The 22,723-nt window shown below is 40.5% G+C and carries 14 protein-coding genes; 7 read left to right on the top strand and 7 right to left on the bottom strand.

Going from position 1 to position 22,723, the window contains the following annotated elements:
* Positions 1–173 precede the first annotated feature (173 nt).
* From WA1_RS19195 to WA1_RS19175, 5 genes are all read right to left on the bottom strand, one after another.
* Positions 174–1,913: an SDR family NAD(P)-dependent oxidoreductase gene (locus WA1_RS19195; protein ID WP_026134498.1), complete on the bottom strand. Its 1,740-nt coding sequence runs from the start codon at positions 1,911–1,913 to the stop codon at positions 174–176.
* A 182-nt stretch (positions 1,914–2,095) separates the two neighbouring features.
* Positions 2,096–2,602, bottom strand: coding sequence for a peptidase associated/transthyretin-like domain-containing protein (locus WA1_RS19190; RefSeq protein WP_017741947.1), 507 nt, complete (start codon positions 2,600–2,602; stop codon positions 2,096–2,098).
* 82 nt (positions 2,603–2,684) lie between these two features.
* The gene (locus tag WA1_RS19185) at positions 2,685–8,126 is read right to left on the bottom strand and encodes a type I polyketide synthase (protein ID WP_017741948.1); all 5,442 of its coding nucleotides are present in this window, start codon (positions 8,124–8,126) and stop codon (positions 2,685–2,687) included.
* 240 nt (positions 8,127–8,366) lie between these two features.
* A complete protein-coding gene (locus WA1_RS19180; RefSeq protein WP_017741949.1) occupies positions 8,367–8,642 on the bottom strand; it encodes a hypothetical protein in 276 nt (91 codons plus the stop codon).
* A gap of 769 nt (positions 8,643–9,411) precedes the next feature.
* On the bottom strand, positions 9,412–10,797 hold the full coding sequence (locus tag WA1_RS19175; protein ID WP_017741951.1) for a ParB/RepB/Spo0J family partition protein: 1,386 nt from the start codon (positions 10,795–10,797) through the stop codon (positions 9,412–9,414).
* Between the two features lie 1,103 nt (positions 10,798–11,900).
* On the opposite strand from WA1_RS19175, the gene WA1_RS19170 reads away from it, so the two are divergent.
* The 6 genes from WA1_RS19170 to WA1_RS19145 all read left to right on the top strand — a co-directional run bounded on the left by WA1_RS19170 (position 11,901) and on the right by WA1_RS19145 (position 19,066).
* Entirely contained in the window at positions 11,901–13,109 is a 1,209-nt protein-coding gene (locus WA1_RS19170) for an ABC exporter membrane fusion protein (protein ID WP_017741952.1), read from the top strand.
* Between the two features lie 88 nt (positions 13,110–13,197).
* On the top strand, positions 13,198–14,376 hold the full coding sequence (gene devC / locus WA1_RS19165; protein ID WP_017741953.1) for an ABC transporter permease DevC: 1,179 nt from the start codon (positions 13,198–13,200) through the stop codon (positions 14,374–14,376).
* Between the two features lie 97 nt (positions 14,377–14,473).
* Complete coding sequence (locus WA1_RS19160) at positions 14,474–15,478, top strand: NAD-dependent epimerase/dehydratase family protein (protein ID WP_017741954.1); 1,005 nt, start codon at positions 14,474–14,476, stop codon at positions 15,476–15,478.
* Positions 15,479–15,528: 50 nt separating this feature from the next.
* Positions 15,529–15,999 carry a DUF2141 domain-containing protein gene (locus WA1_RS19155; protein WP_017741955.1) on the top strand — a complete coding sequence of 157 codons (471 nt, stop codon included), beginning with the start codon at positions 15,529–15,531 and terminating at the stop codon, positions 15,997–15,999.
* Between the two features lie 250 nt (positions 16,000–16,249).
* Positions 16,250–17,509, top strand: a complete 1,260-nt coding sequence (locus WA1_RS19150; protein ID WP_017741956.1) for a glycosyltransferase family 2 protein — start codon at positions 16,250–16,252, stop codon at positions 17,507–17,509.
* 285 nt (positions 17,510–17,794) lie between these two features.
* Positions 17,795–19,066 (top strand): glycosyltransferase, encoded by a 1,272-nt coding sequence (locus WA1_RS19145; RefSeq protein ID WP_017741957.1) that lies wholly within the window; start codon positions 17,795–17,797, stop codon positions 19,064–19,066.
* A gap of 59 nt (positions 19,067–19,125) precedes the next feature.
* Here the strand turns inward: WA1_RS19145 and WA1_RS19140 are convergent, their stop codons facing one another.
* Complete coding sequence (locus WA1_RS19140; RefSeq protein WP_017741958.1) at positions 19,126–20,109, bottom strand: FkbM family methyltransferase; 984 nt, start codon at positions 20,107–20,109, stop codon at positions 19,126–19,128.
* Between the two features lie 294 nt (positions 20,110–20,403).
* Entirely contained in the window at positions 20,404–21,636 is a 1,233-nt protein-coding gene (locus WA1_RS19135) for a tetratricopeptide repeat protein (RefSeq protein ID WP_017741959.1), read from the bottom strand.
* Positions 21,637–21,918: 282 nt separating this feature from the next.
* Here WA1_RS19135 and WA1_RS19130 point away from each other — a divergent pair, with 282 nt between their 5' ends.
* Positions 21,919–22,509 carry a chromophore lyase CpcT/CpeT gene (locus WA1_RS19130; protein WP_017741960.1) on the top strand — a complete coding sequence of 197 codons (591 nt, stop codon included), beginning with the start codon at positions 21,919–21,921 and terminating at the stop codon, positions 22,507–22,509.
* Positions 22,510–22,723: the final 214 nt, after the last annotated feature.

Genomic DNA, 22,723 nt, shown 5'->3' with positions numbered 1-22,723 from the left:
CTGTTTTCCGTTTCCAAATTACTTATTTGAATGAACCGCAGAGACGCAGAGGACGCAGAGAAAAGAGTTGGAGAGGTTTAGGTAATTTTAGACTGGGAAGGGAATAGTTTCTAGTGTCTATTCCCCAATCCCTAACCCCTAACCCCTACCCCCTACTCCCTACCTTCTACCCCCTAACTCAAAGACTGAGTAGGGATAATAGTACCTTTGCCACCTAAAAGACGCGAGCAGATATTACCTTGCTCATCGTGTACGATAAAATTTGCAGCTACACTAGTTGCTGTCTTTGATATCACCTCACAAGATACATAAAAAGGCGTATTGCATGGAATTTGGGTGTATTGTTCATACTTTTGCTGGCTAGCAGGTAAGCAAATTTCTTGATGAAAATGTTGCATCCAAATCCATAAGGGATGAGTGCTTAAATCAATGGAATAAGGATTAACCCAACCTACCGGGAATTGTCCTTGTTGTTTTAGGGTAATTTCACGCCAAATACACTCGGTTGTAATTTTTTCAGCGCTAATATTTAAAACTCGTCTGAGTTCTTGGAAAGAGTCTCCATGAAATAGTGGGAAAAAAGACGCTGTTTTTGCTTGATAAAAATCTTTACCCGTCATGGTAATGATATTATCTTCTGTCAAATTTAAGGATTCATATGTAGGACGCTTAGGCAGTTCTCGCACAAGCTGAACGCGATCTATACTAAAATGATAGATGGGTTTTCCGTTGGGGGATTGGCTCCAGATTTTGGCTTGCAGGATAATTTCTTGAGATTCTGTTTTGGAAATTTCTTGCAAATCTAAAATGTATTCATTTGCTAAGGTTTCATTAAAGGTGATTCCTTTGTAAACTTTGAAATCAGTGTTACTGAAGAATCTATAACCTGGATAAAGCTGTTCGCAGGAGTCTACCATCCATGAGACTGCACAAGTGGCTGGTAAAACTGCTTTACCAGCAATGACGTGATCGAGCAAAAAGGTATTGTTTTCGAGTGATAGTTTGCGACGGAGTCGATGGGTTTGCAGTTCGGACTTTAATGGAATGGGAGGTGGAATTAAGGGGCTACCAATAACGACTTGTGCGGTGTTGTGATTTGCAGGATGGAGTTCGTTGACGAGCATTTGTGTTCCTTCTTCAACGGATAAGATATCAATACCTCGACGAGCAAACTCTTTTTTTAATTCTGGTGTCACCATACCGCTATCCCAACCACCCCAATTGATAGCAACTACATGACATTCAGGATAGCGTTGCTTGACAAGATGGGCTGATTTATTGAGGATTTCGTTTGCGATCGCGTAGTCAGTTTGACCTATATTACCGTAAAAACCTGTGACGGAGGAAAATAAAACTAAGTATTCCAGTTGATTGGCTTTTACGCAGGATAAAAGATTTTCTAATCCTTTAACTTTGGCTGTATAAACCTTTTCAAAATCCTGTTCTGTTTTCTTTTCAATCAACTTATCTGCTAAATTACCAGCACCATGAATGATTCCGTTAATTGAACCAAGTTGTTCGGTGACACTTTTTAGTTTTTCTTTGAGTGCTTGGTTGTCGGTGACATCGGCGCTGACATATTTTGCGTATCCTCCAGCTTGTTTAATTGTTTCTAATGTTTGTTTGATTTCTCGGCTGGATGCAATTTGGTTGTAGAGTTTTTGGACGCTTATGGGTGTTGGTTTCTCTCCTAGTGAGAGAAGGTATTCCATAATGCGCTTTTTTAAAATGGGTTCTTCAAAGCAATCGCGAGCATAATCGGGTTCGGTTTCTAACAGTTCTGAGCGACCTAAAAGAATGAATTTACAGGAATAGTGTTGTGCTAATTTAAGGACACATTTGGCTGTGATACCTTTTGCACCTCCACTGACAAGAAAAACTGATGATGGCTGAATTGTGCTGATTGCAGTCATAGATTCTCCGTATTTTTTGTATTTCATGCAGGTTGCAAAGAAGAATGCAGAAAGTTGGATTTGTGTTATCTTCCCGCTTAAATATTTTTTTTTAATGAACCGCAAAGACGCAAAGAGCGCGAAGGAAGAAGAGAGGAAGAGCAGTTAAGAATTATCTGCGTTCGTCTGCGTTCATCTGCGGTTTAAAAAGGAAATTTCGCAATATTTATAGGTGCTTGAAGGTTGATAGTGTTTTCTGGGATTTCTTGAGGCTGGTTTTCTTGAGAGGATGGTAATGTCATTGCTGCTACAATGAGAGCAAATACGACCATGATAGCTGCTACAAGTGGGAGTGCAATGTTGTTTTCCGAGCTTTCCGATCTGACTGAGGTGACTGAACTGACTGAGGTTTGTAATTTGCGATCGCTTTCTTGATGGTGGGGATAAACGAGTCGAATATCGCCAAGGTCTTTGTTCTCTGGAGAGAGTCTTAGAAAAGCGCTGTAGCTTTTGTAATTTTTAGCTTCTACTTTGATTTCTCCCTCAAGGACACTGTAATTACCAAAATCAACGGGAAATTTATAAATTCCTTCCAAATCAGTGTAAACAATAAGTTCTTTACCAGGTAGACCAATGGAGATTTTAGCTCCACCGATCGGAGCATGTTTCTCTCTATCTAATATGCGACCAATGTAATTAACTTTTGCCATAACGATTTTGGATTTTGGATTTTGGATTTTGGATTAGGGATTGGGGATTGGGGGTGAGTTATTACCTCACTCCCTTACTCCCTCACTCCCTCTTTTCAGGGGTACTAATCAGAGTGACTCGCCCTTCGCAACCGTAACCAACTTCGGTGATGTAAAGATTTGGATCGTGCAGTTCAGCAATAATGCAATTTGCTGAGTCTTCGTCATCAATCTGAGGGCTAAGATCGATCGCTCGACAAAATACTTTTTGCCATTCCCAGTTAAGAGTTTTGGTTAATCCAAATAAACCAGCAGAAATTGGCCCAAAATTAACGTTTTGTCCTAAGCCAAAAGCTCCATTTAAGCGAGCAACTGTTATAAAACTACTGCGTCCGTATTCTGCTGCTTCATTCAAGAACTTTTTAAGGTGTTTTGCTATCAGAAAAACATACTTGACAATCGCTTTTTCTTCTTCTAGATAAGGAATCTTGCCGTTGTACGTGACCTCAAGAAGAGGATTGAGATGAATAAAAGTGCCAATTGGTCCGTAGTTGGTAGAGATGTTTGTCAACTGTTGTTGCAGGTGTTCTTCGCTCAAATCGGCCAATTGGATGCAGTGGGCTTCTGCTGGTAGAGGCATTGGTTGTGAGATGAGTGATGGCGGAAAACTCAGAACAACTACTTTCCAACCATGCTCTAAAAGAGAGTCAGCTAATTTGGAAGTGGTGAGGGTACCATCATGTGTTAGCAAACAGACATGCCCTTGTGGTATTGTAAAATCCAAAAAATCTGGTTGAGGTAGTGTTCTGAGTTGGACTTGACGCCGGAGAGGATTGCTGTTTAGGCTAGGGGGTTGGTTGCAAGACGGATTCAGAGACTTTTTTTTTTCGTCGCCTACCAGGGTTTGCAGGTAACTGACAATTTGACCTATGGTGCGTAGTTCTCCGAGTTCTTCTACATTGGGCTTGGGCAAATTGGGGTACATTTCTTGCATCGCCCCTAAAATTTCTACTCGTTTGATGGAATCAATACCCAAGTCTGCTTCCATATCCATCTCTAAATCGAGCATCTCAACTGGGTAACCTGTTTTTTCACTAGTAATTGCTAGCAAAGTTTGACCCAATTCTGTACCCTCAGCAACGGATAAGTTCTCTGTAGGGCTTACGGTTATCTCACCTACTACATCTGCTGCAATCTCTGTTGCAATTTTTATTGGTACTAAAGCAGTTGCTGTATCTACACTCAATACAGTTGTTTCAGTAACAGATTGAGAAGCATTAAATTGTAAATACTCTACAATCTGACCAATGGTACGTTTTTCTGCGAGTTCTTCTAGATTAGGCTGGGGTAAATCGGGGTAGAGTTCTTGCAGTCCTCCCAAGATTTCTACTCGTTTGATGGAGTCAATACCTAAGTCTGCTTCCATATCCATGTCTAAATCGAGCATTTCTACTGGATAGCCCGTTTTTTCACTTGTGATGGCTAACAGTTTCTGATCTAAGTCAGCTAAATTGGTATTGGTTGCTTTAGCAAGGTTAGGAACAGATGGTTGGGGTGTAAGACTAACTGTTAGCTTAGTCGCTACAGTATCTGCTTCAACATCTGTTACCACTGCGACTTTCTCTACAGTGAAAGTTTCTGCAACTGAATGCAATTTGGCATCCATTTTGACAGCAGGCTGTGGCTCAACCTTGAGTACTTGTGTAGTGGTTGTGGGTTGGCTAAGGTTTTCTTGTTTGGGTGTTGCTGTCTCTACAACAATCTGAGTGTGCTGTTCTTTATAAACAACTGGTGTTGTTACCTCGGAAGGAACTACAGGTTGAGTAATCGCTAATTTACCACCAATCAACTGTGAATACTCTTGCTGTAGAAGTTGGAAAAAGTTTTGCGTGACTTCTACTTGTGCTGTAAGATATTGCTCGTGAATGCGTAGAGTATCGCCTTGTTGATCGTGGAATTGCATCATGCTGCGCTCTAAGCTTTCTATTAAAGATGGCTTGAGCTTTGTGGCTTCTGTTGAAGAAGGGTTGCTAGCTAACAAAGTATTTTGTTGCTGCATGAGTTGGAAAAATGTTTTGACGTATTCCGCTTGATGGTTGAGATATTGACCGTGGACTTGCAGGTTCTCTTTCTGATTTTGCTGGAATTGTGTCAGGACGTATTCTAAGCTTGTTAAAACTTGTTGATGATTCACGAGTTGATTGGAATTTGTTTGCATTTTCGCCTCTAGGACTGGTTGAGGTGAAGGAAGAGGAGTGGGGGAGGAAGAGGGGGAGTGGGGTTGTTCGTGTTGAGAGAAACCCGGTTTCTTGGAGAAACCGGGTTTCTGTTCCGGTTTATCCGAATCGTCATGGGATGCAGAAGATGAGGGAGTGACAGATTTTTTCTCGGCTAATTTTGCCATAAAATCTGTGACTAGTTGTTCTTGGGCAGTTTTGTGATTCCCATTCCCGCTATTTTCTGGGGTTGCTGTTTCAGGTGGAGTGATTTGCTGGGACTCAGTTGCAGTGACCTCTTTGCTTGCAGGTAATGTCACTTTGTGTCCATCTTGCAAAGCTTCTTGAAATGCCATCTTTGTTTTTTCTGACACGTAATTAATGCCATTTAATGGTACGGTCAATCCTTTGGTTTTCTTGGTTGGCGGTACCGTTGGTGGCAATTGATAGGGGTCAAGATTTTTTAATGGCATACCAGCGACGCGCAATTGCACGACGGCTTCTCGAAGAGCGCGATCGCTATTCTTTTGAGTGCTGGGATTTAAGGCGACAGTCATATGAGGGCGATCGCCTAAAATTTCTTGCACTAGCCCTGTGAGAATTTTCCTCGGACCAAATTCAACAAAGCAATAGCCGCCTGCTGCATAAATATGTTCGATTTCCTGCTTAAACAGCACTGGATTGCTCAGGTGGTTTTCGAGGATTGTTTGAATAGCCTGTGCTTCTTGAGGATATTGCTTTGCGGTGACGTTAGTGTAAACAGGTATTTTTGCGTTTTGGAATTTAACGGACTTAATCGCATTCGCAAAAGCTTTTTGAGCAAAAGCGATCGATGGCGTGTGGAAAGCTGCAGACACGGGTAGAGATATAGCAGTTAATCCTTGCTCCTGTAAAACTAGGCGCAATTTTGCGATTTCTGCAGCCGGACCAGCCAATACAACTTGACGGGGAGAATTTAGATTGGCAACAGATACCTTTGGATACTGTTTTAAAAGACCTTCTATTTTGCCGACTTCTTCTTTCACCGCCAGCATAGCCCCTGCATCATAATCGGGGTCTTGAGGAGCTGCCATGGCTTGACCTCTAGCTTTCACGAGGAAGCAATAATCTTCTTCGCTTAACACTCCTGCAGCCCATAAAGCTGTCAGTTCTCCAAAGCTATGCCCTGCAGCAAAATTTGCTTTGAAACCAGTTTGTTGTAATATTTTGTACAGGCTTGCACTCAGCATTCCAATTGCTGGTTGAGCATATTCTGTCCTTTGTAAAGCAGCTACTTGAGCGTTCTTTTCTGCTTCTTCAAAGACAGAATGGGGAAAAACTATGCTCGAGAGGGTTTGCAAATTATCTTTGAGCAAAAGGCTATCCATGTAGCCAAACAGATGCTGCATCACAGGGAAATTTATTCCCAATTCCCGACCCATATTCAAGTACTGAGAACCTTGACCGGAGAACAAAGCAACGATTTTCCCTTCAAGCTCTATACCTGTTTGACGGTAAAAAATACCTTGAGGATGTTCCCATGATGGAGCAGAAGTTTTATTCTTGAGTAAGTCAATACCGATCTGTAATAATTTACAAGTTTCAGCACAAGACTCTGCAACAAACCCAATTCTTGCTGCACTTAGCGGAATTTCTTGGGATTTAGACGCCTCTACCAGTTCTGCATAATTTTTGGCTCCTGCTTCCGATAGCAGTTTAGCGAGCATTTCTTCACAGCTAGCTAGTAACTGTGTGGGGGTTTGAGCAAACAACAAAATCTCGTTGGGAGTGCTGTGGACTCGGTATGTTTGTTCTTTTGGAGCTTCGTATTCTTCTAATACAACGTGATAGTTTGTACCGCCAAAGCCAAATGAACTGATACCAGCACGTCTGGGTGCTTCTCCTTCCACACGAATCCAAGGTCTAGTTTCTGTATTTAAATAGAAAGGCGAGTTTGTAATGTTGAGTTTGGGGTTTGGTTGAGTGATGTTGATCGTAGGAGGTAAAATTTTGTGATGCAGTGCTAAAGCAGTCTTAATCAGACTCGCCGCGCCAGCAGCTGCTTTAGTGTGTCCAATTTGAGACTTAACAGTACCGAGTGCGATGTACTGCTTTTTAGAGTTATTTTCTCCGAAGAACTGGTTTATGGATGCAAATTCCGTAGGGTCTCCAGCTAAAGTTCCTGTACCGTGTGCTTCAATCAAAGAGACAGTCTCAGGTGCAAAGCCAGCATCTTCATAAGCACGCTGCAACGCTTTTACTTGTCCTTCTTGTCGAGGTGCGTAAATGCTCTTAAAGCGCCCATCGCTGGAGGTGCCAATACCCTTAATGACTGCATAAATTTTGTCATTGTCTCTTACTGCATCATCCAGACGCTTGAGTAAAACCATACCAATACCTTCACCCAGCATCATCCCATCTGATTTGGCATCAAAGGGTTTGACATTATCGCTAGGAGAAACAGCTGGTGTTTTGCTGAAACACATATACGCCATGATGGTGTTGTCCGTATCTACTCCACCAGTCACCATCATGTCACAACGGTGTTCTATGAGTTCGCTAATTGCCATTTTTAAAGCAGCAAAGGAACTCGCACAAGCAGCATCTACAACACAATTGATACCACCTAAGTTCAAGCGGTTGGCAATTCTACCTGCAACTACGTTCCCTAACATTCCAGGGAAAGCATTCTCATCCCAGTTTACGTAAGCGCTTTTGATTTTCTTGATAATTTTTTGGGTATCCTCATCGGATAAACCACTACTTTTTAGAACCTTTTCCCAAACCGGATACTCTAACCGTGCAGCCAGTGGCAATCCCAATTGGCTTCCCGCTACACCCAAGATAACCCCAATCGTTTCACGATTAAACTCGCGAGAAGCATCATAGCCTGCATCTTCCATTGCTTCTTTTGCAACAACCAAACTTAAAAGTTGTGCAACATCTGTGACTTCTAAAATGCTGGGGGGTATTCCAAACTCCATGGGGTCAAAATCAACGTAAGGAATAAACCCACCTCGCTTGCAGTAGGTTTTTTCTTCTGGTGTTCTGGGATTTGGATCGTAGTACTCGTCGATATTCCAGTGTGTTGATGGAACATCAGTAATACAGTCTTGTTTGTTAAGAATGTTTTGCCAGTATTCCTGTAAGTTTCTAGATTTAGCAAACAGAGAAGCCATACCAATGATGGCTATAGGGCTATTTTGTAATTTTCTGTTAATTTTATCGATTGACATAGATTGCTCCGGCATCATTTTTTTTTCCTCAATACACCTGTTGACAACCTTTTCAAAATGACTTATTTCGGCTGCTAACTCCGCCAAGGCATTATCAATTGAATGAGCAGACATAGGAGAAATCGTAATAGTTGATAGCGTGGGTCATTTAGTGTACTTGCTCTTTCTGGGGATGAATAGTTAACAGTTAACAGTTAATAGCGATCGCAATTCAGTAATACCCATAACTGAAGTTAGGGAATTTGTGGGAGAATTTTTTCTTTTTGCCTGAAAAGATAACTATATACTGTTCGCTGATAACTTGTTCATCTTTTGAATTATGAATGCTGAATGCTGAATGCTGAAACTTTCAATTCATAATTCATAATTCGACAGTAGGTCAATAACATTGTTAAAGCTCGTAAAATAGTCTTGTAATGCGATCGCGGCTTGTCCAGTAAATTCAACCCATTCGTCTTGACACGAATCCTGAGAATCTTGAGAAAGTGTTTCCGGACTCAAGAGCGAAAACTTTGGAGTACTTATTAGAACAGAAATGCTATTTTCTCCAATGCTAGTTTGATTATTTAACTTAACTGCGACCACATAGTTAGTGTTAATGATTACGTTTTGTATCTTGATAAATGCCATAGACGATTTTGACGCTTAAGACAACATATTCTATGGAATTTGTTCAAATTATATTTGACAAATTCGTTACACAAAGCGCACTCCTCTCTTTCCACAAAAGTAAATAACTCAAACCACCGCTCGAAGTCTCACTGAGTCTCAGCAATTCGGTTAATTTTAGTTTTTCGCTCTCAATAAACTAAAAAAAATACCCGCTCGGCTAGAAACGTGATAATTACTAAAAACACTAGCACAACCAACAGAGATTGAATCGGTTTTTTTAAATGTTTTTATAAACAATAAAATGGTTGCATATATGAACTTTTTGTAAATTTGCAAAAGTATAGTGCATTACGATTATGTTGAATAATATCCTTGGTGACAGTTTTTCAATCAATTTTGTTTTACAGAAGTTTTGTTTCCAACCTTCAAAATTCTATAAAATTCTTATCCAAACAGATGGGTGGGGACTACCCACCAAAAACCAGATATTGTGCAATACAGTTTAGATAAGACCAAAACCAGCATTTTCTTTCTTGTGGTACGGGCGTCCTCGCCCGTTCTATAAAAGAGGGCGGGCAAAGGATGCCCACCCCACAAGAGAAATCTACTAAGAAAGGAAATTGCTGTAGAGTAAGAAAATAATGGTTTTGTAAATTCGATAACTTTCTAGAAAACTTCTATAAGTTCATAAAAATCAATGTAAATTGGGAGGACGTGATATTGTACAAGAGCGAGAAATGCATCACAAATTCTTGCAAAGACGCTTTCATTCAGAGCGTCTTTACAACTAGTTATGCACATAATTTCGTGACTCTATTCTCCGTGATTCTGTTTTTTGACCTTGTTTTCCAGTCCATGCTTGCCATCGTATGATTCCGCGACTCACCAATTCAGGATTTTCATCTCCAATAAAACAGATACGTCCCATTCTTTCACAGGTAATGAGAATTTCAGCTTGTCCCATAAAAGGGGCTATCACAGAGTTACTTGGATTGGTGTACAAATGCAACAAATAGTTGACTATACCCTCTACTCCATCAATATTGATTGGTGCTTGTGGTTTGGGTATCGATTCGCGAGAAAAAAGACCTACATATATGTTACCGAGAATTAATTCATACTGGAACGGCATCCTCTGACGATGGTAAAATTCATAAATGTAACCTTCCGATCGCAGTACGGCGACGATTCTAGCCCTATCGACTAGGTAATCATGGTTCCAGTTTGGGGAAAGAGTTGCGATCGCAAGGGCGGCGCGGTCGGGAAGCAAGTTTGTGAATTGTTCGCCAGATGTATTACTACAACAGGCGATATGCTGACCTAATTTCCATTCCTCACCAACTTTGACTGAAACCTGGTTGGTTACCATTGTGGCTTTCTGGATTTGCTGCTCGGGTTGAACAGCATGGTCTTTGAGAGCCAACTTAGTCTCTCTCTTTACCTTTACCATAGAGTTTTTCATGGCTTGTACTTGTATCTCTTGTTGCCTTAACCGCCAGTGTGCGGCACTTCTGGCTTGCCTTAATGCTTCTTCTTCATCTCCCTTTGATTTAGCAGCCTCTAAAGCAAGTTCTGCTTGTTTTGCAAAGGCTCGTTCTTGACCTCCAGTCCGCGCTATTTTTAGTAGCTCCGTCTTCATGTTAGCAAGTGGCGTTCCCTTGATTTGTTCTTTAACACAGGAGTGAATATCTCGTGCAATTTGCTTGTCATGCTGCAAACTGCGCTCGCTGTATCCAATTTCTCTTGCTAAATCTGTGGTTGTTTTAGGTACTTGCGAAACAGTTTCACGTCCCTTGTAAGTGTATTGATTGTCTCCCGGTTTAGCCCTTAGCCCCAATCGGTCTAAAATGCGCTCGCGCTCCAATAACAGTTCCGCACGCTCTAGAATTTCTAGTTCATTGCGGATAAAATTCTCATCAATCTCCGCCAAGCGGCTTTGGTCAACATCGTCATAATCAACAACATTGCACTCGATTTTCTCAACTCCCAATTGCTTACACGCCGTCAGACGGTGCAGTCCAGCAATCAAGTTGAGCTTGCTATCCACTGTAATTGGGTTTAATAGACCGTTAGCTTGAATGGAATCCTTCAATTCCTTCACTTTTTCATCATTTACGGGACGGCGGTTAGAACCATATTTGATCTTGTCTATGGATACTGACTTTATAGGCATAAGCGCTGTTCTTGAGTATTGTTAGTAGTGAAAGTACCAACAATAAGACATCCTTAATATATTTCATCAGTGTTCTCAGAAACATGAATTTTGTGATAAGCCTGATGAAAATGTCTTATGAATTGCAACCGTTACTAAGAACCGGATTCAGTATGAAGTTTGGGTTGTAAAGTGCAAAATGAACTTTACACATTCTTTGAAAACCATAGAATGAAGCTATTAAATCAGTGTACAAGTTTCAAGATTTAAAATTTTGAACTTGTTCTGTATAATTTGCCTCTATTCACTTTTAAGGGTCTATGCTTCATATTATCTACTGCTCTTAGTGTCAGTTGACTTAGAGTCAATGAAGGCACCTATCACCAGAAAGTTCCCCGAATTAGCGAGTGAAATGATAAATAAAAATGATTATTTACTGTCATAAAGGGTTTTGAAAAACTTTCTGTAGTTTATGGAACATTTTCTACGAATAAAAAATTTTAAATATAAAATTCATAGAAAATTAGGAGATGTTCTCATTGGAAAGATTGAAAAAATACAAAGCAACACGGTTGTTTTAAAACCTACACCTTACAGGCTCTGTACTTAGAATTTTCACTCACTAGAGCACCAGTCTATGAGTCAAAAAGGAGGCAAAAAACCAGGTATCTCTTTGTGGTCAAGCTTGATATCTCGTATGCTCAACTTGAAGAAACCAGGTTTTTGGGATTACTAGACCGATGCTCTAGGTACGGATAAAAAGCATTTTAATCATATAAGGGCGCAATGCCTTGCTCCCCTACCAACAACTAACAACTAACCACTAACCACTAACCAAATAAATGATTTCGATTGACAAAATAAAAGTTTTTTGCGAATATGGTGAACAAGTTTTTGCAATTTCTCTCCAGCAGCCCTTCGTTTTGCTTGAGATCGGCTATTTGTGACAGGGTTCTTATTTCACACAACAGTTATCAAATTACCGTAATAAGTCAATGTTCATCAGTTTATCCAGTCAAGCAATAACTGATGGAATTTGATGAAGAACAGCCACTTATTAGTATTTAGTATTGATAACTGTTCGCCAATAACTGAATGTAGACCAGCATAATTGAGATAAAAATATGGCAGCAGACAAAGAAAGCCAGTTGTACACCAAACCCCCATATCGCTGGCGATTTATATTAGCAGTTCTCGTCGCTTCAGCCACTGGATTGATATTTTATTACAGTTTTGCACGGCGAGATAATACCCCCACGACTCAAGTACCCAAAACCGTAAATGTTGTTCCTCCTAAAATCGAGGTAACTGCTTTAGGACGTTTACAGCCTCAAGGAAAAGTCACGAAATTGTTTCCTCCAAGTTCCTTAAGTGGTGTTCGAGTAGAAAAACTGCTAGTTGAGGAAAGCGATCGCATTCAAGCAGGACAAGTGATAGCGACGTTAGAAGGTTACGGTCGTGCAAAAGCAGCATTACAGCAATCTTTAGACAAAGTGCAAGTTGCTCAAGCCGAATTAGCACAGATAAAAGCCGGGGCGAAAAGAGGAGATATTGAAGCGCAAAAAGCAACCGTCACGCGCTTAGAATCGCAATTAAAAGGAGATATTTCCTCACAACAAGCAACTATTGCTCGTTTGCAAGCGCAATTAGACAATGCTCAAACAGAGAATAACCGTTATCAACAGCTTTATAAAGAAGGAGCAATTTCTGCTTCCACAGCAGATAACAAGCGCTTGCAGCAAGATACCGTACAGCAACAACTGAGAGAAGCTAAAGCAACCCTTGATAGTACTGTCAACACCTTAAAAGACCAAATCAAAGAGGCAAAAGCCAAGTTGAACAGTATTCAAGAAGTGCGCGGAGTGGACGTTCAGCTAGCAGAAGCCGAAGTTAATAGTGCGCGTACAGCCGTTCAACAATCAAAAGCAGACCTAGATTTAACAAAGCTTGTATCTCCCATAAATGGTCAAGTTTTAAAAGTTCATGCCAAAACAGGAGAGGTAAACAGCAGCGACGGAATCGTTGAGATTGGAAAAATATCTCAAATGTATGTGGAAGCAGAAGTTTATCAGACCGATATTAATAAAGTTCGCGTAGGTCAAAAAGCCACAATTACCAGCACAGCTTTTTCTGGAGCATTACAAGGAACTGTCAGCAGTATTGGTTTGCAAGTTGACAGACAAAATATTTTAAGCGTCAATCCAGCTGCAGAAACAGATCGTAGAGTCATTCCAGTAAAAATCCGCATCGATAATCCAAAAGACAGCCAAAAAGTAGCAGGATTAACTGGCTTACAAGTGGATGTCGCCATTTCAGTGACCAGTGACCAGTGACCAGTGACCAGTAACCAGTGACCAGTAACCAGTGACTAATGACGATTGACTTATTTTGTCACCAATAACTGTATTTAAAACTTGAACCATGATTGTCAAAATTCCTTTGGCGTGGCTACAACTCGCCCGAAATAAAATTCGTTCCTTGGTAGCTGTAGCTGGTATTGCCTTTATTGTCATTCTCATGTTCATGCAACTTGGTTTTCAAGATGCTCTTTATTCCAGTGCAACTCAAGTTCACCATCATCTCAAAGGAGATTTATTTCTCATCAGTTCTCAATATAAATCTTTGACAGCCAATCAAAGCTTTTTTCGGACTCGTTTGTATCAATCCTTGGGGTTTGATGGTGTAGAATCAGTTAGCCCCATGTATATAGGATTTGCCAAGTTTAAAAATCCAGATACAGGTCAAAAGTATTCAATATATGTGATTGGCTTTGAACCGGGAAAGCCTGTTTTGAATTTACCGGATATCAAAAATAATTTAGATAAAATAAAAATTCCTAATGTTGTCCTCTTTGATCGCAATTCTCGACCCGAATTTGGAAATATTGCGGAAAGATTTAACAAGGAGAAGACCGAACAAATCGTTGAAGTTTATCCCTATAATTCCATTGCTGGTTCTACAGTAAGAGTCGGTGGATTGTTTAGCTTAGGACCTTCCTTTGGAGTAGATGGTAATTTAATCGTTAGTGACTCAACTTTCTTAAAGATATTTCCCAATAGCCGTCCTGCGGAAATGATAGATATAGGCGCTATAACTCTTAAGCCCGGAGTCAACCCGCAGAAAGTAATCAAAGATTTACAGAAAAATTTACCTAACGATGTTTTAGTGTTCACCCGTCAAGGATTTATTGACTTTGAAAAAGAATACTGGGCTAATAGAACACCTATCGGTTTTATACTTAACCTCATGTTATCAATGGCTTCAGTTGTTGGCATAGTCATTGTCTATCAAATTCTTTACAGTAATATTTCCAGCCAACTAACAGCTTATGCAACTTTAAAAGCTATAGGTTATACCAGTAATTATTTACTAGTCGTTGTTTTCCAGCAAGCTTTAATTTTAGCAGTACTCAGTTATATCCCAGGATGCATTCTTTCTTGGTGGTTATATGATTTTGCAATGGAAGCGACTAAATTACCAATCATGATGAGCTTTCATAATGGAGTGCTTGTCTTAATATCAAATATATTAATGTGTATGATTTCTGGAGCACTAGCTATTAACAAACTACGCTCTACAGATCCAGCAGATATATTTTAGTTAGTGGTTAGTTGTTAATGGTAATCAACTATCAACCATCAACTAACAACCAACAACTATCAACTATCAACCAACAACTATCAACTATCAACTATCTATGACAAAAACTCTCCTCATTACTGGAATTAGTGGCTTTATTGGCTTACGCGCTGCAGAACTAGCCATAGCTCAAGGAACAAAAGTTTGTGGTTTCCAAGATGCTTCTGATAAAACCAAAAAGGCACAAAATTTAGGCGCTAAGGTTACTTATGGTAACATAACCGATCCAGCCAATGCCCAAACTGCTTGTCAAGGAGTAGATGTAGTTTTACATACAGCCGAACTTTCTAAAGAAGGTGGTGCGGTAGACCAATTCCGCAAGATAAATGTTGATGGAACAATCAACATGGCAAAAGCAGCTAAGAGTGCAGGTGTAAAAACTTTCATTCATCTCTCTAGTGTTTTGGTCTATGGCTTTAACTATCCCGATCGCGTGACAGAAGATGGACCGCTTTGTGGAGAAAATAATCCCTACTGTGAAACCAAAATAGAAGCCGAAAAAGCGCTTTTAGAACTCAACGAGCCAGAGAATTTTGGGGTCATTATCATTAGACCGGGAGATGTATATGGACCGGGAAGCATACCTTGGATAATCCGACCACTTCTAATGATGCGTCAAAGATTATTTGCATATGCAAATGATGGTCGAGGAGTTATCAACCATGTCTATATTGATAACCTTATTGACGCCATTTTTCTTGCTATAGAAAAAGAAACATACGGAGAAATCTTTAACGTCACTGATGGAGAAGAGACTTCATGGAAAGAGTATTTTACTCAATTGGCTGACGTTGCAGGATTACCTGCGCCCTTTTCTTTGCCAAAAGATGAACTCAAATTGTTTCTTAAACTACGATATCAGGGACAAAAACTTTTTCGCAAACCAGCCGATATTCTTCCAGAAGCTGTAGATTTTATGACTCGTCCCCATGCATATTCCATTGACAAAGCACAAACGTTGTTAAGTTATAAACCAATAATTAACTTAGACGAAGGAATGCGCCGCACTCAGGAGTGGTTGAAAAAAACTGATATTCAACAATTTATGAAGTATGAATTATAAATTGAAGGTTTCAGTATTCACAATTCAGCATGCAAATAAAATCTAGAAACATGAAAGTGAAAATAGCAAAATTCAGTTCTTTGTTGTTTGCGGCTTTAGTCAGTATAACCTTAGCGAGAATGGTAAAAGCAGAGTCCACAGCCACACTCACAGTCGTAGTCGATGGAATCCGCCATAACAAAGGTCAAGTTTGCCTGCGAATTTTCTCAAGTGAACGAGGGTTTCCTTTTAACAATACTAGTGAAGTGCAAAGTGGTTGTACTCAGATCAAAGGTAATTCTGTTAAAAAGCAATTCTCTGGTTTAAAACCTGGAAAATATGCTGTTGCTGTAGTTGACGATCAAAACGGAGACAACAAACTCAACAAAGATTTTTTAGGTATTCCCAAAGAAGGTTTTGGCATTTCTAAAAATCCAACTGTCTCAATCCTAACGGGTACTCCAAAGTTTAATGATGCCAGTTTTCCATTAAGTAAAAACACAACCATCAACATCAAAATGAAATACTCTCTCGATCCCTAAGAGTGTGTCTGAACAGTTTTGGCGAATATAATTCGCTACTACACAAACGAAGTCCGCCTACGCGGACTTATCAAAAATCAAGATCTTGAAACCCACGTAGGTGGGTTTCGCTTGTATAGCCGCGATTACGAACATCGCCAAGGCAAGTATTCTGGGAATTAGGGACTGGGGACTGAAACATGAATCGCCAATCACCAGTCCCCAATCCCTAACAAACACCAACTTTTATGCTAAAACAGATTGGCTAAACATGAAAGAACTGGCAATATTACTGTCAAGAAATTTACTGAGCTGGGCAGCTGTTCAAACGTTTTTTACGTTGCTCTTCATATCGTACCTCCGCTCATCTCGCAAAAATTCATTACCAGATGACCACCTACCAAAAGCAGGAGTAGTTCTCTGCTTGCGCGGAGCCGATCCGTTTTTGCCAAACTGTTTGCAAGCGCTATTGAACCAGAACTATCCAGAGTATGATATAAAAATTGTCATTGATAGTCCGGAAGATCCAGCTTGGAACATAGTAACTGATTCAATTTACAAGCAAGCTGCAAACAAAGTTCAAATTAGCCCTTTAAGAGTACCACGGCACAATTGCAGTCTCAAATGCAGTTCTTTAATACAAGCTGTCTCGGATTTAGATGATTCTTACAAAGTCGTTGCTTTTGTAGATGCTGATGCAGTTGTTCATCCAAATTGGTTGCGTGAATTAGTTAGCCCTTTATCCCATCCTAAAATTGGTGCGACAACAGGTAATCGTTGGTACTTACCTACTGGTAGATACTGGGGGTCATTGGTGCGTTACATTTGGAACATATCTGCGGTTCTACAAATGTCTCTCTATAAGATTGCTTGGGGTGGAAGTTTAGCTATAAAAACAGAATTGATCCATCAAACAGGGCTGTTAGAGAAATGGGGACAAGCCTACGGTGAAGATACCATGATTGGTAATGTGCTCGCCAAACATGGAAAGCAGGTTAAATTTGTACCTTCTGTGCTGATTCTCAATCGCGAAGAGTGCGATTTACCGAGATTATTTGGATGGCTGAAACGTCAGTTACTCGCTTCTCGCCTTTACCACCCTTGGTGGTTGGCTGTAGTTGCTGACTCTATTTCGACCATATTGGTTCCTAATGCACTCTTGGTGATATTTTTGACAGCATTGTGGACAAAACAATGGAGTACGGCTGCTTTTTGTCTTGCTAGTTTTAGTATCTATACAGTTACATTATTGCTGCTTGCGATCGCATTGGAAAAAGAAGTACAGCAAATTCTGCGCCAGTACAATCCAGCGACAACAGAGTTATCTCCTGCCATAGTTATACAAATGTTAGTGGCAATTCCGTTGACACAATGGGTATCTGGATTAGCAATGGTAATTGCCCTTGGGATGCGAAGAGTTAATTGGCGCGGCGTCACCTATCGTATCAAAGGGCCATGGGATATTTCTTTACTTGAATACCGTCCTTATCAGGTGTGTGATAAATTTGGTGATAGTAAGGTTTCAATATAAGAATTACAGCATTTTTTAAGATCTAGAACCACACTATGCTCTTGTGGTACGGGCGGGGACGCCCGTACTAGATAATATCAAAACCAGACTCCCGACTGCTTTAAAAAGTCGGAAATCTGAGGATTTCAATTCTTATAAATCAGATAGGATTGCTATAGAATTTCCTCATTCAGTTACAAGTGAGTCAATTATGTCTTGTTATGGAATATAGAATGTTAAGAGGTTAGCTTTTGATAAAAAACACCTGTTTTTAGCTAATAAAATATACAATAATACACATAAATTATGAACAACAAACCTCTTCGTATTGCAATTTTTACAAGTTTGTACGCACCATTTTTAACAGGCGTCTCTATAGGAGTACACCAAAGAGTTCGTTGGTTGTTACAGCAAGGACACGAAGTTTTTCTCATTCACCCTCAAATTAACGATAAATATCCAGAATATATTGGCAATCGTCCCATGCTGGGATTGGATGAGTTAAAGCCTTTTCCAAATTTTTCGGCTTATGCATTTCCAACACAGCCATTGATATTCTACAAGTCTCTTCCCCAACCACTGAACTATCGGTATTGGAGTGATACGAAATTGCTTGAGGCGTTTGAGCCAGATATTATTGTCGTTGAAGAAGCACCGCAATTACGAGGATTTTACTCACTTTATTTACAAGGTTACGGTCGCCCTATTGGAACTGAATACGCAAAGCGAACGGGGACTCCGATAATATCACTCTTCCATACTGATATCATTGCCTACATACGATATTATTTGGGCGATCGCGGATTCTACTTTATTCGTCTCATCATTCCTTTTTTGGTGAAGCAGTTTAGCGAAATGTACGATCTCAATTTATTTCCTTCTCGCGAACAGCTTGTCAGATACCAACAGCTAAAATCCCAACGAAGTGAATATCTCCCTTTTCAAGGAATTGATTGCCAAAAATTTAATCCAACAAACGTCTGTTATGACCCTATTCCTGGCGATCGCAGACCGACTCTCCTTTTTGTCGGACGCATTACTGCAGAAAAAAATATCTTCCAACTTCTAGAAGCCTATGCGATCGTTGCTACTAAAGTTCCTGATGTCCATTTGATCGTTGTTGGTAGGGGACCCCAAGATGAGGAATTTCGCAAGCAAGCAGAAAAGTTTAAATCTGGTGTGACTGTGTGGGGTGAGTCTTATGGAACAGAACTTTTAGGTTTATACGCCCGTGCAGATGTATTCGTCAACCCCTCGATCACTGAAAACTTTTGTACTGCAAATAATGAAGCATTAGCTTCTGGAACCCCTGTTGTGGCTGCTATTGCACCCTCAACCTCAGAACAAGTTATACACGGTCGCAATGGCTTTTTAGCTGAACCTAACAACCCGACGGAGTTTGCTCATCAGGTCATTACAATTCTTGAAAATCCTGACCTTAAGGAAGAAATGTCTCGAAATGCTCGTCTTTCTATACTTGAATTTGATTGGTCAGCATGTATGGAGAGATTCGAGAAAAAACTGCATGAGGTTGTGACAAAATCAAAAAATTCGGAAGTCAAGCCTGCATCTGTTTGATGCTCCCTGCTCTAAAGCGTGTTTTCAAGTTGACCAGCCAGCGTCCTAGTGGCTTTACCTCAGCCAGGAGCAGTTTGAAAGCGTCTCCGATTAAATTGCTGCGCTTGCAGTTTAGGTATAAGAGCGTTGACGTGCTCAATCGGAACCACCAATAAATCTTGTAAGTAGTCATTTTCGTTGCTGAGTGTCTCAAAATCCTTTGCTTCCAATCGGAATTTTCCTCTTTGGTTTATTGGTTGGATTTCAAATATAGCAACGTTATCGTATAAAAGTGAACTCAGGGAGAGATTTTCTTGGGACATAACTTGGCGGGTCATTGCTGACATTTCCATCATAATGATAGGACGGTCTTTTTTCAGCGTCTGTACCAAGCCTTGAAATACAAATGGTTCAAAACCTTCGACATCAACTTTGATGAGAGATATAGGACTCACGCCTATTTCAGCTAAAACATCGTCACCACGCCGTATCGGTAGCGAAATGGGAACTTCACGATTAATCTTAGCACCTTGGATGAAAGAACCGGTACCTGTATTGTCAGTAGCAGGCTCGTAATATTCCAATTTACATTCCTTCGCTCCCAAACCGAACTGGTAAATGTGAAATGATGGATTTTTATGCGTATTCCACTTAGCGGCTAGAGATTTAAAAATCTCAGGATGTGGCTCAAAACTGTGAACAGAGTCCGCAAAACCTAGCATAAAATGAGAGTGTGAGCCAACATTAGCACCAATATCTAAGAAATTAACGCTTATCTTTTGCGTGGAAAGATAAGTGGCTATAGACTGTAAAATTATAAGATTTTGTGGCTCGAAAACCTGAAAAAAGAAAATATGATGGTCAATGCCAAACTTCAAATTTCCTGAGTAAGGTTTACCATAGTTCAAAATAGTGAAATCATAGTCGAAATAAGAGCTATTAGGAAAAACTGACCTCAGTAAAATCCCTCTGCCCCGACTTATCGCATATCGAAACAGATAGCCTAACGAGTGGATGAGTGTTTTTTGAAAATGGTTTGGGGGATGTATAGCTTGAATTGACATTTCTAGTTAAATCCTTAATAAAAACTTGACTAAGTATGACAATTTGTTGTTTTGCCTTATAATCTGCTTTGTGGTCTCTTTAAGTGGGGATACAAAGCGCAAGTTTCTAATTCCGAAAATCAATTTTATGAGATTGCAGCACAGCGATACTTATCAAACAACGCCAATCTGGTTAGAGGTTGTCTGAAAATTGGTTGGCTGTGATTTTAGGCACTTATCGATCCCCCAGATCCCCACTCCCTACTCCCCATTACCCCTTATCCCCAGAGGGGGCCCCACCTTCCCCACTCCCTATTACTTATCACTTTGCCCTGAGACTTTTTGAATCTGCTGGGTAAAGTACTCCTCGTCATACTTAAGTTGTTGAGCAATCTCTAACCCCTTTTTAAAAGCTTGGAGTGCTTGCGGATAGTCTTTACGTTGGATGTGAATTTGCCCAATTTGGTCATAAGCAGTCATCAAACCATAAGAATTGGAAGATAACTGTTCGGCTTGTATCAAAATTTGGCTTGCTTGCAAAGCTTCTTCTACTTGTCCTTGAGAACGATAAAGCGCAATTAACTTCCGCAAAATGTCTCCAGCACGAACATACTGCTGCAATTCCCACGCAGTTATATACGCGACTTGATAGTTCCTAAATGCTTCTTGCAGTAAACTAGGATTTTCTTTTGCCAGCGCTTCATAATCTGTAGCAATTTCCTGCTTCAAATCTGGTAACTGGGTAAAGTTCTTTTGGCTTTGGTAGATTTTCGCTAGCTGATTTCGTACTTTCAGTGAGTTTTCCGGTTGGTTTGCTTGCTCGTAGATATATGCTAGCTGTCGCAGATATAATAACTCGTTTGTGCGATCGCCTTGAGAAGAAGCCATAGCGAGTAATTTCTCGTAGGTTGCGGCGGCTGATGGATAATCAAACCAACTCAAATTTATTAACCCGATTGTCTTTAGGGTATCAACTTCGGCGGCTGCATCTCCCTGCTGTCGTACTGACGCTAAAATTTGGTCGTAAACTGCTAGTGCTAATTTCGGAGAGCGTACTTGTTGGTAAGCTTGACCTAAAGCTTGTAAAAATTCTAAATCCGCAGTTTTTTGAGTTTGTGACTGCTTTTGAACAGTTTGCAAGCGCTGTGTAATATACTGAACTTCCTGAGGGTCATTTGCATTCCATGCGATCGCACCTACCCGTGATAGTGCTTGCACCTCAGCCAATTGCCCTAAAAAGCGACGCAAGCGCAATTCTCGATTCCAGATTTCAAAGGCTGATATCTTCTCCCCAGCTGCTAGTTTAGCTAATGCTTGTTGGTTCAATTCTTCAAGAGCCGCCTCTAACGTTTGCCGTTCTTCAGGAGTTAGGGGTCGAGTGTCCTTTGGCGAACGCGGACTCAGGGGGTCTGGTATAGTAATTTCTAGGGGATTGGGAGGGAATTTATCTGGCGGTTGCGGTTTTTTCGTAGCCGCAAATGTCAACGAGTTCAAGAAAAGGAACAATGTAGCAGTCGTAGTTATTGTAACACCTAAGCACCGGAACATGACTGTTTTACCTTTGAGTAGGGAGTAGGGAGTAGGGAGTAGGGAGTAGGGACGAGTATGGTAGTACTTCTTCCCTATCCCCTACTCCCTCGCTTCCTGTAAATATCTGACGATAAGCAGCAAAAAATTCTCCTGAAAAACGAGTAACTCTAAGTTTTACAATATTTTTATAGAATCTTGGCTATCGTGACGACTCCACACACCTCCACTTAGGGGTAGCGGTTGGCTTCTTGCGGAATTAGCTAATCCAAAATCTAAAATCCACGCATCCAAAATCATCTAATGACGAATTCTACAGATATTGCCACTTTAGCCCGTTTGATGGCAGCTGACTTCAGCAACCAAGAACAAGCTTTTGAAAACCCGCCTTTTTTCGCCCATATTCGCGTGTGCATGCGCCCTCTCCCTTTATCTTTATTATCAGGAGTTGGTTTTTTTGTCGAGCAAGCATACGACTATCTACTTGACGATCCCTATCGCCTGCGGGTGTTGAAGTTGATTCAAGTGGGAGACCATATTGAAATTGAGAACTATACTGTTAAAGAAGAAAAAAACTTCTATGGAGCATCCCGCAATCTCGAACGCCTTAAAACCTTAACAGCAGATGATTTAGAAAAACTGCCCGGATGCAACATGATTGTAGAATGGACAGGTAACAGTTTTCAAGGCAAGGTAGAGCCGGGAAAAAATTGCATTGTTTATCGTAAAGGACAAAAAACTTACCTTGATAGTGATTTTGAAATAGACGAACATCAATTCATCAGTCGCGATCGCGGACGCGATCCAGAAACTGACGAGCATATTTGGGGTTCTGTCGCCGGACCATTCTATTTTGTTCGCTGGGCTAGTTTTGCAGACGAAGTCACAATATGAATTATTTCGTAGTTGCAGATTCACGCTCACCTACACATTTCTACTCAAGGTATCTAGTACATGAAGGCAGAAGTCCGGAGGCAGATGGCAGAAGGCGCAAAAGCTTTGAATGTAAGCTTTTTGTTTGTTAATGGTTGCTTTATTTATGCCGTGTTGTACTAGTTGTCAGGTTTGTGTCGGGAGAGAAAACCTTAACTTTCCTTTAATTGCTGTC

The sequence above is a fragment of the Scytonema hofmannii PCC 7110 genome, assembly GCF_000346485.2.
Classification (GTDB): Bacteria; Cyanobacteriota; Cyanobacteriia; order Cyanobacteriales; family Nostocaceae; genus Scytonema; species Scytonema hofmannii.
The sequence above is the reverse complement of the archived record's forward strand: the minus strand, read 5'-3'. Positions and strand labels throughout refer to the sequence as shown.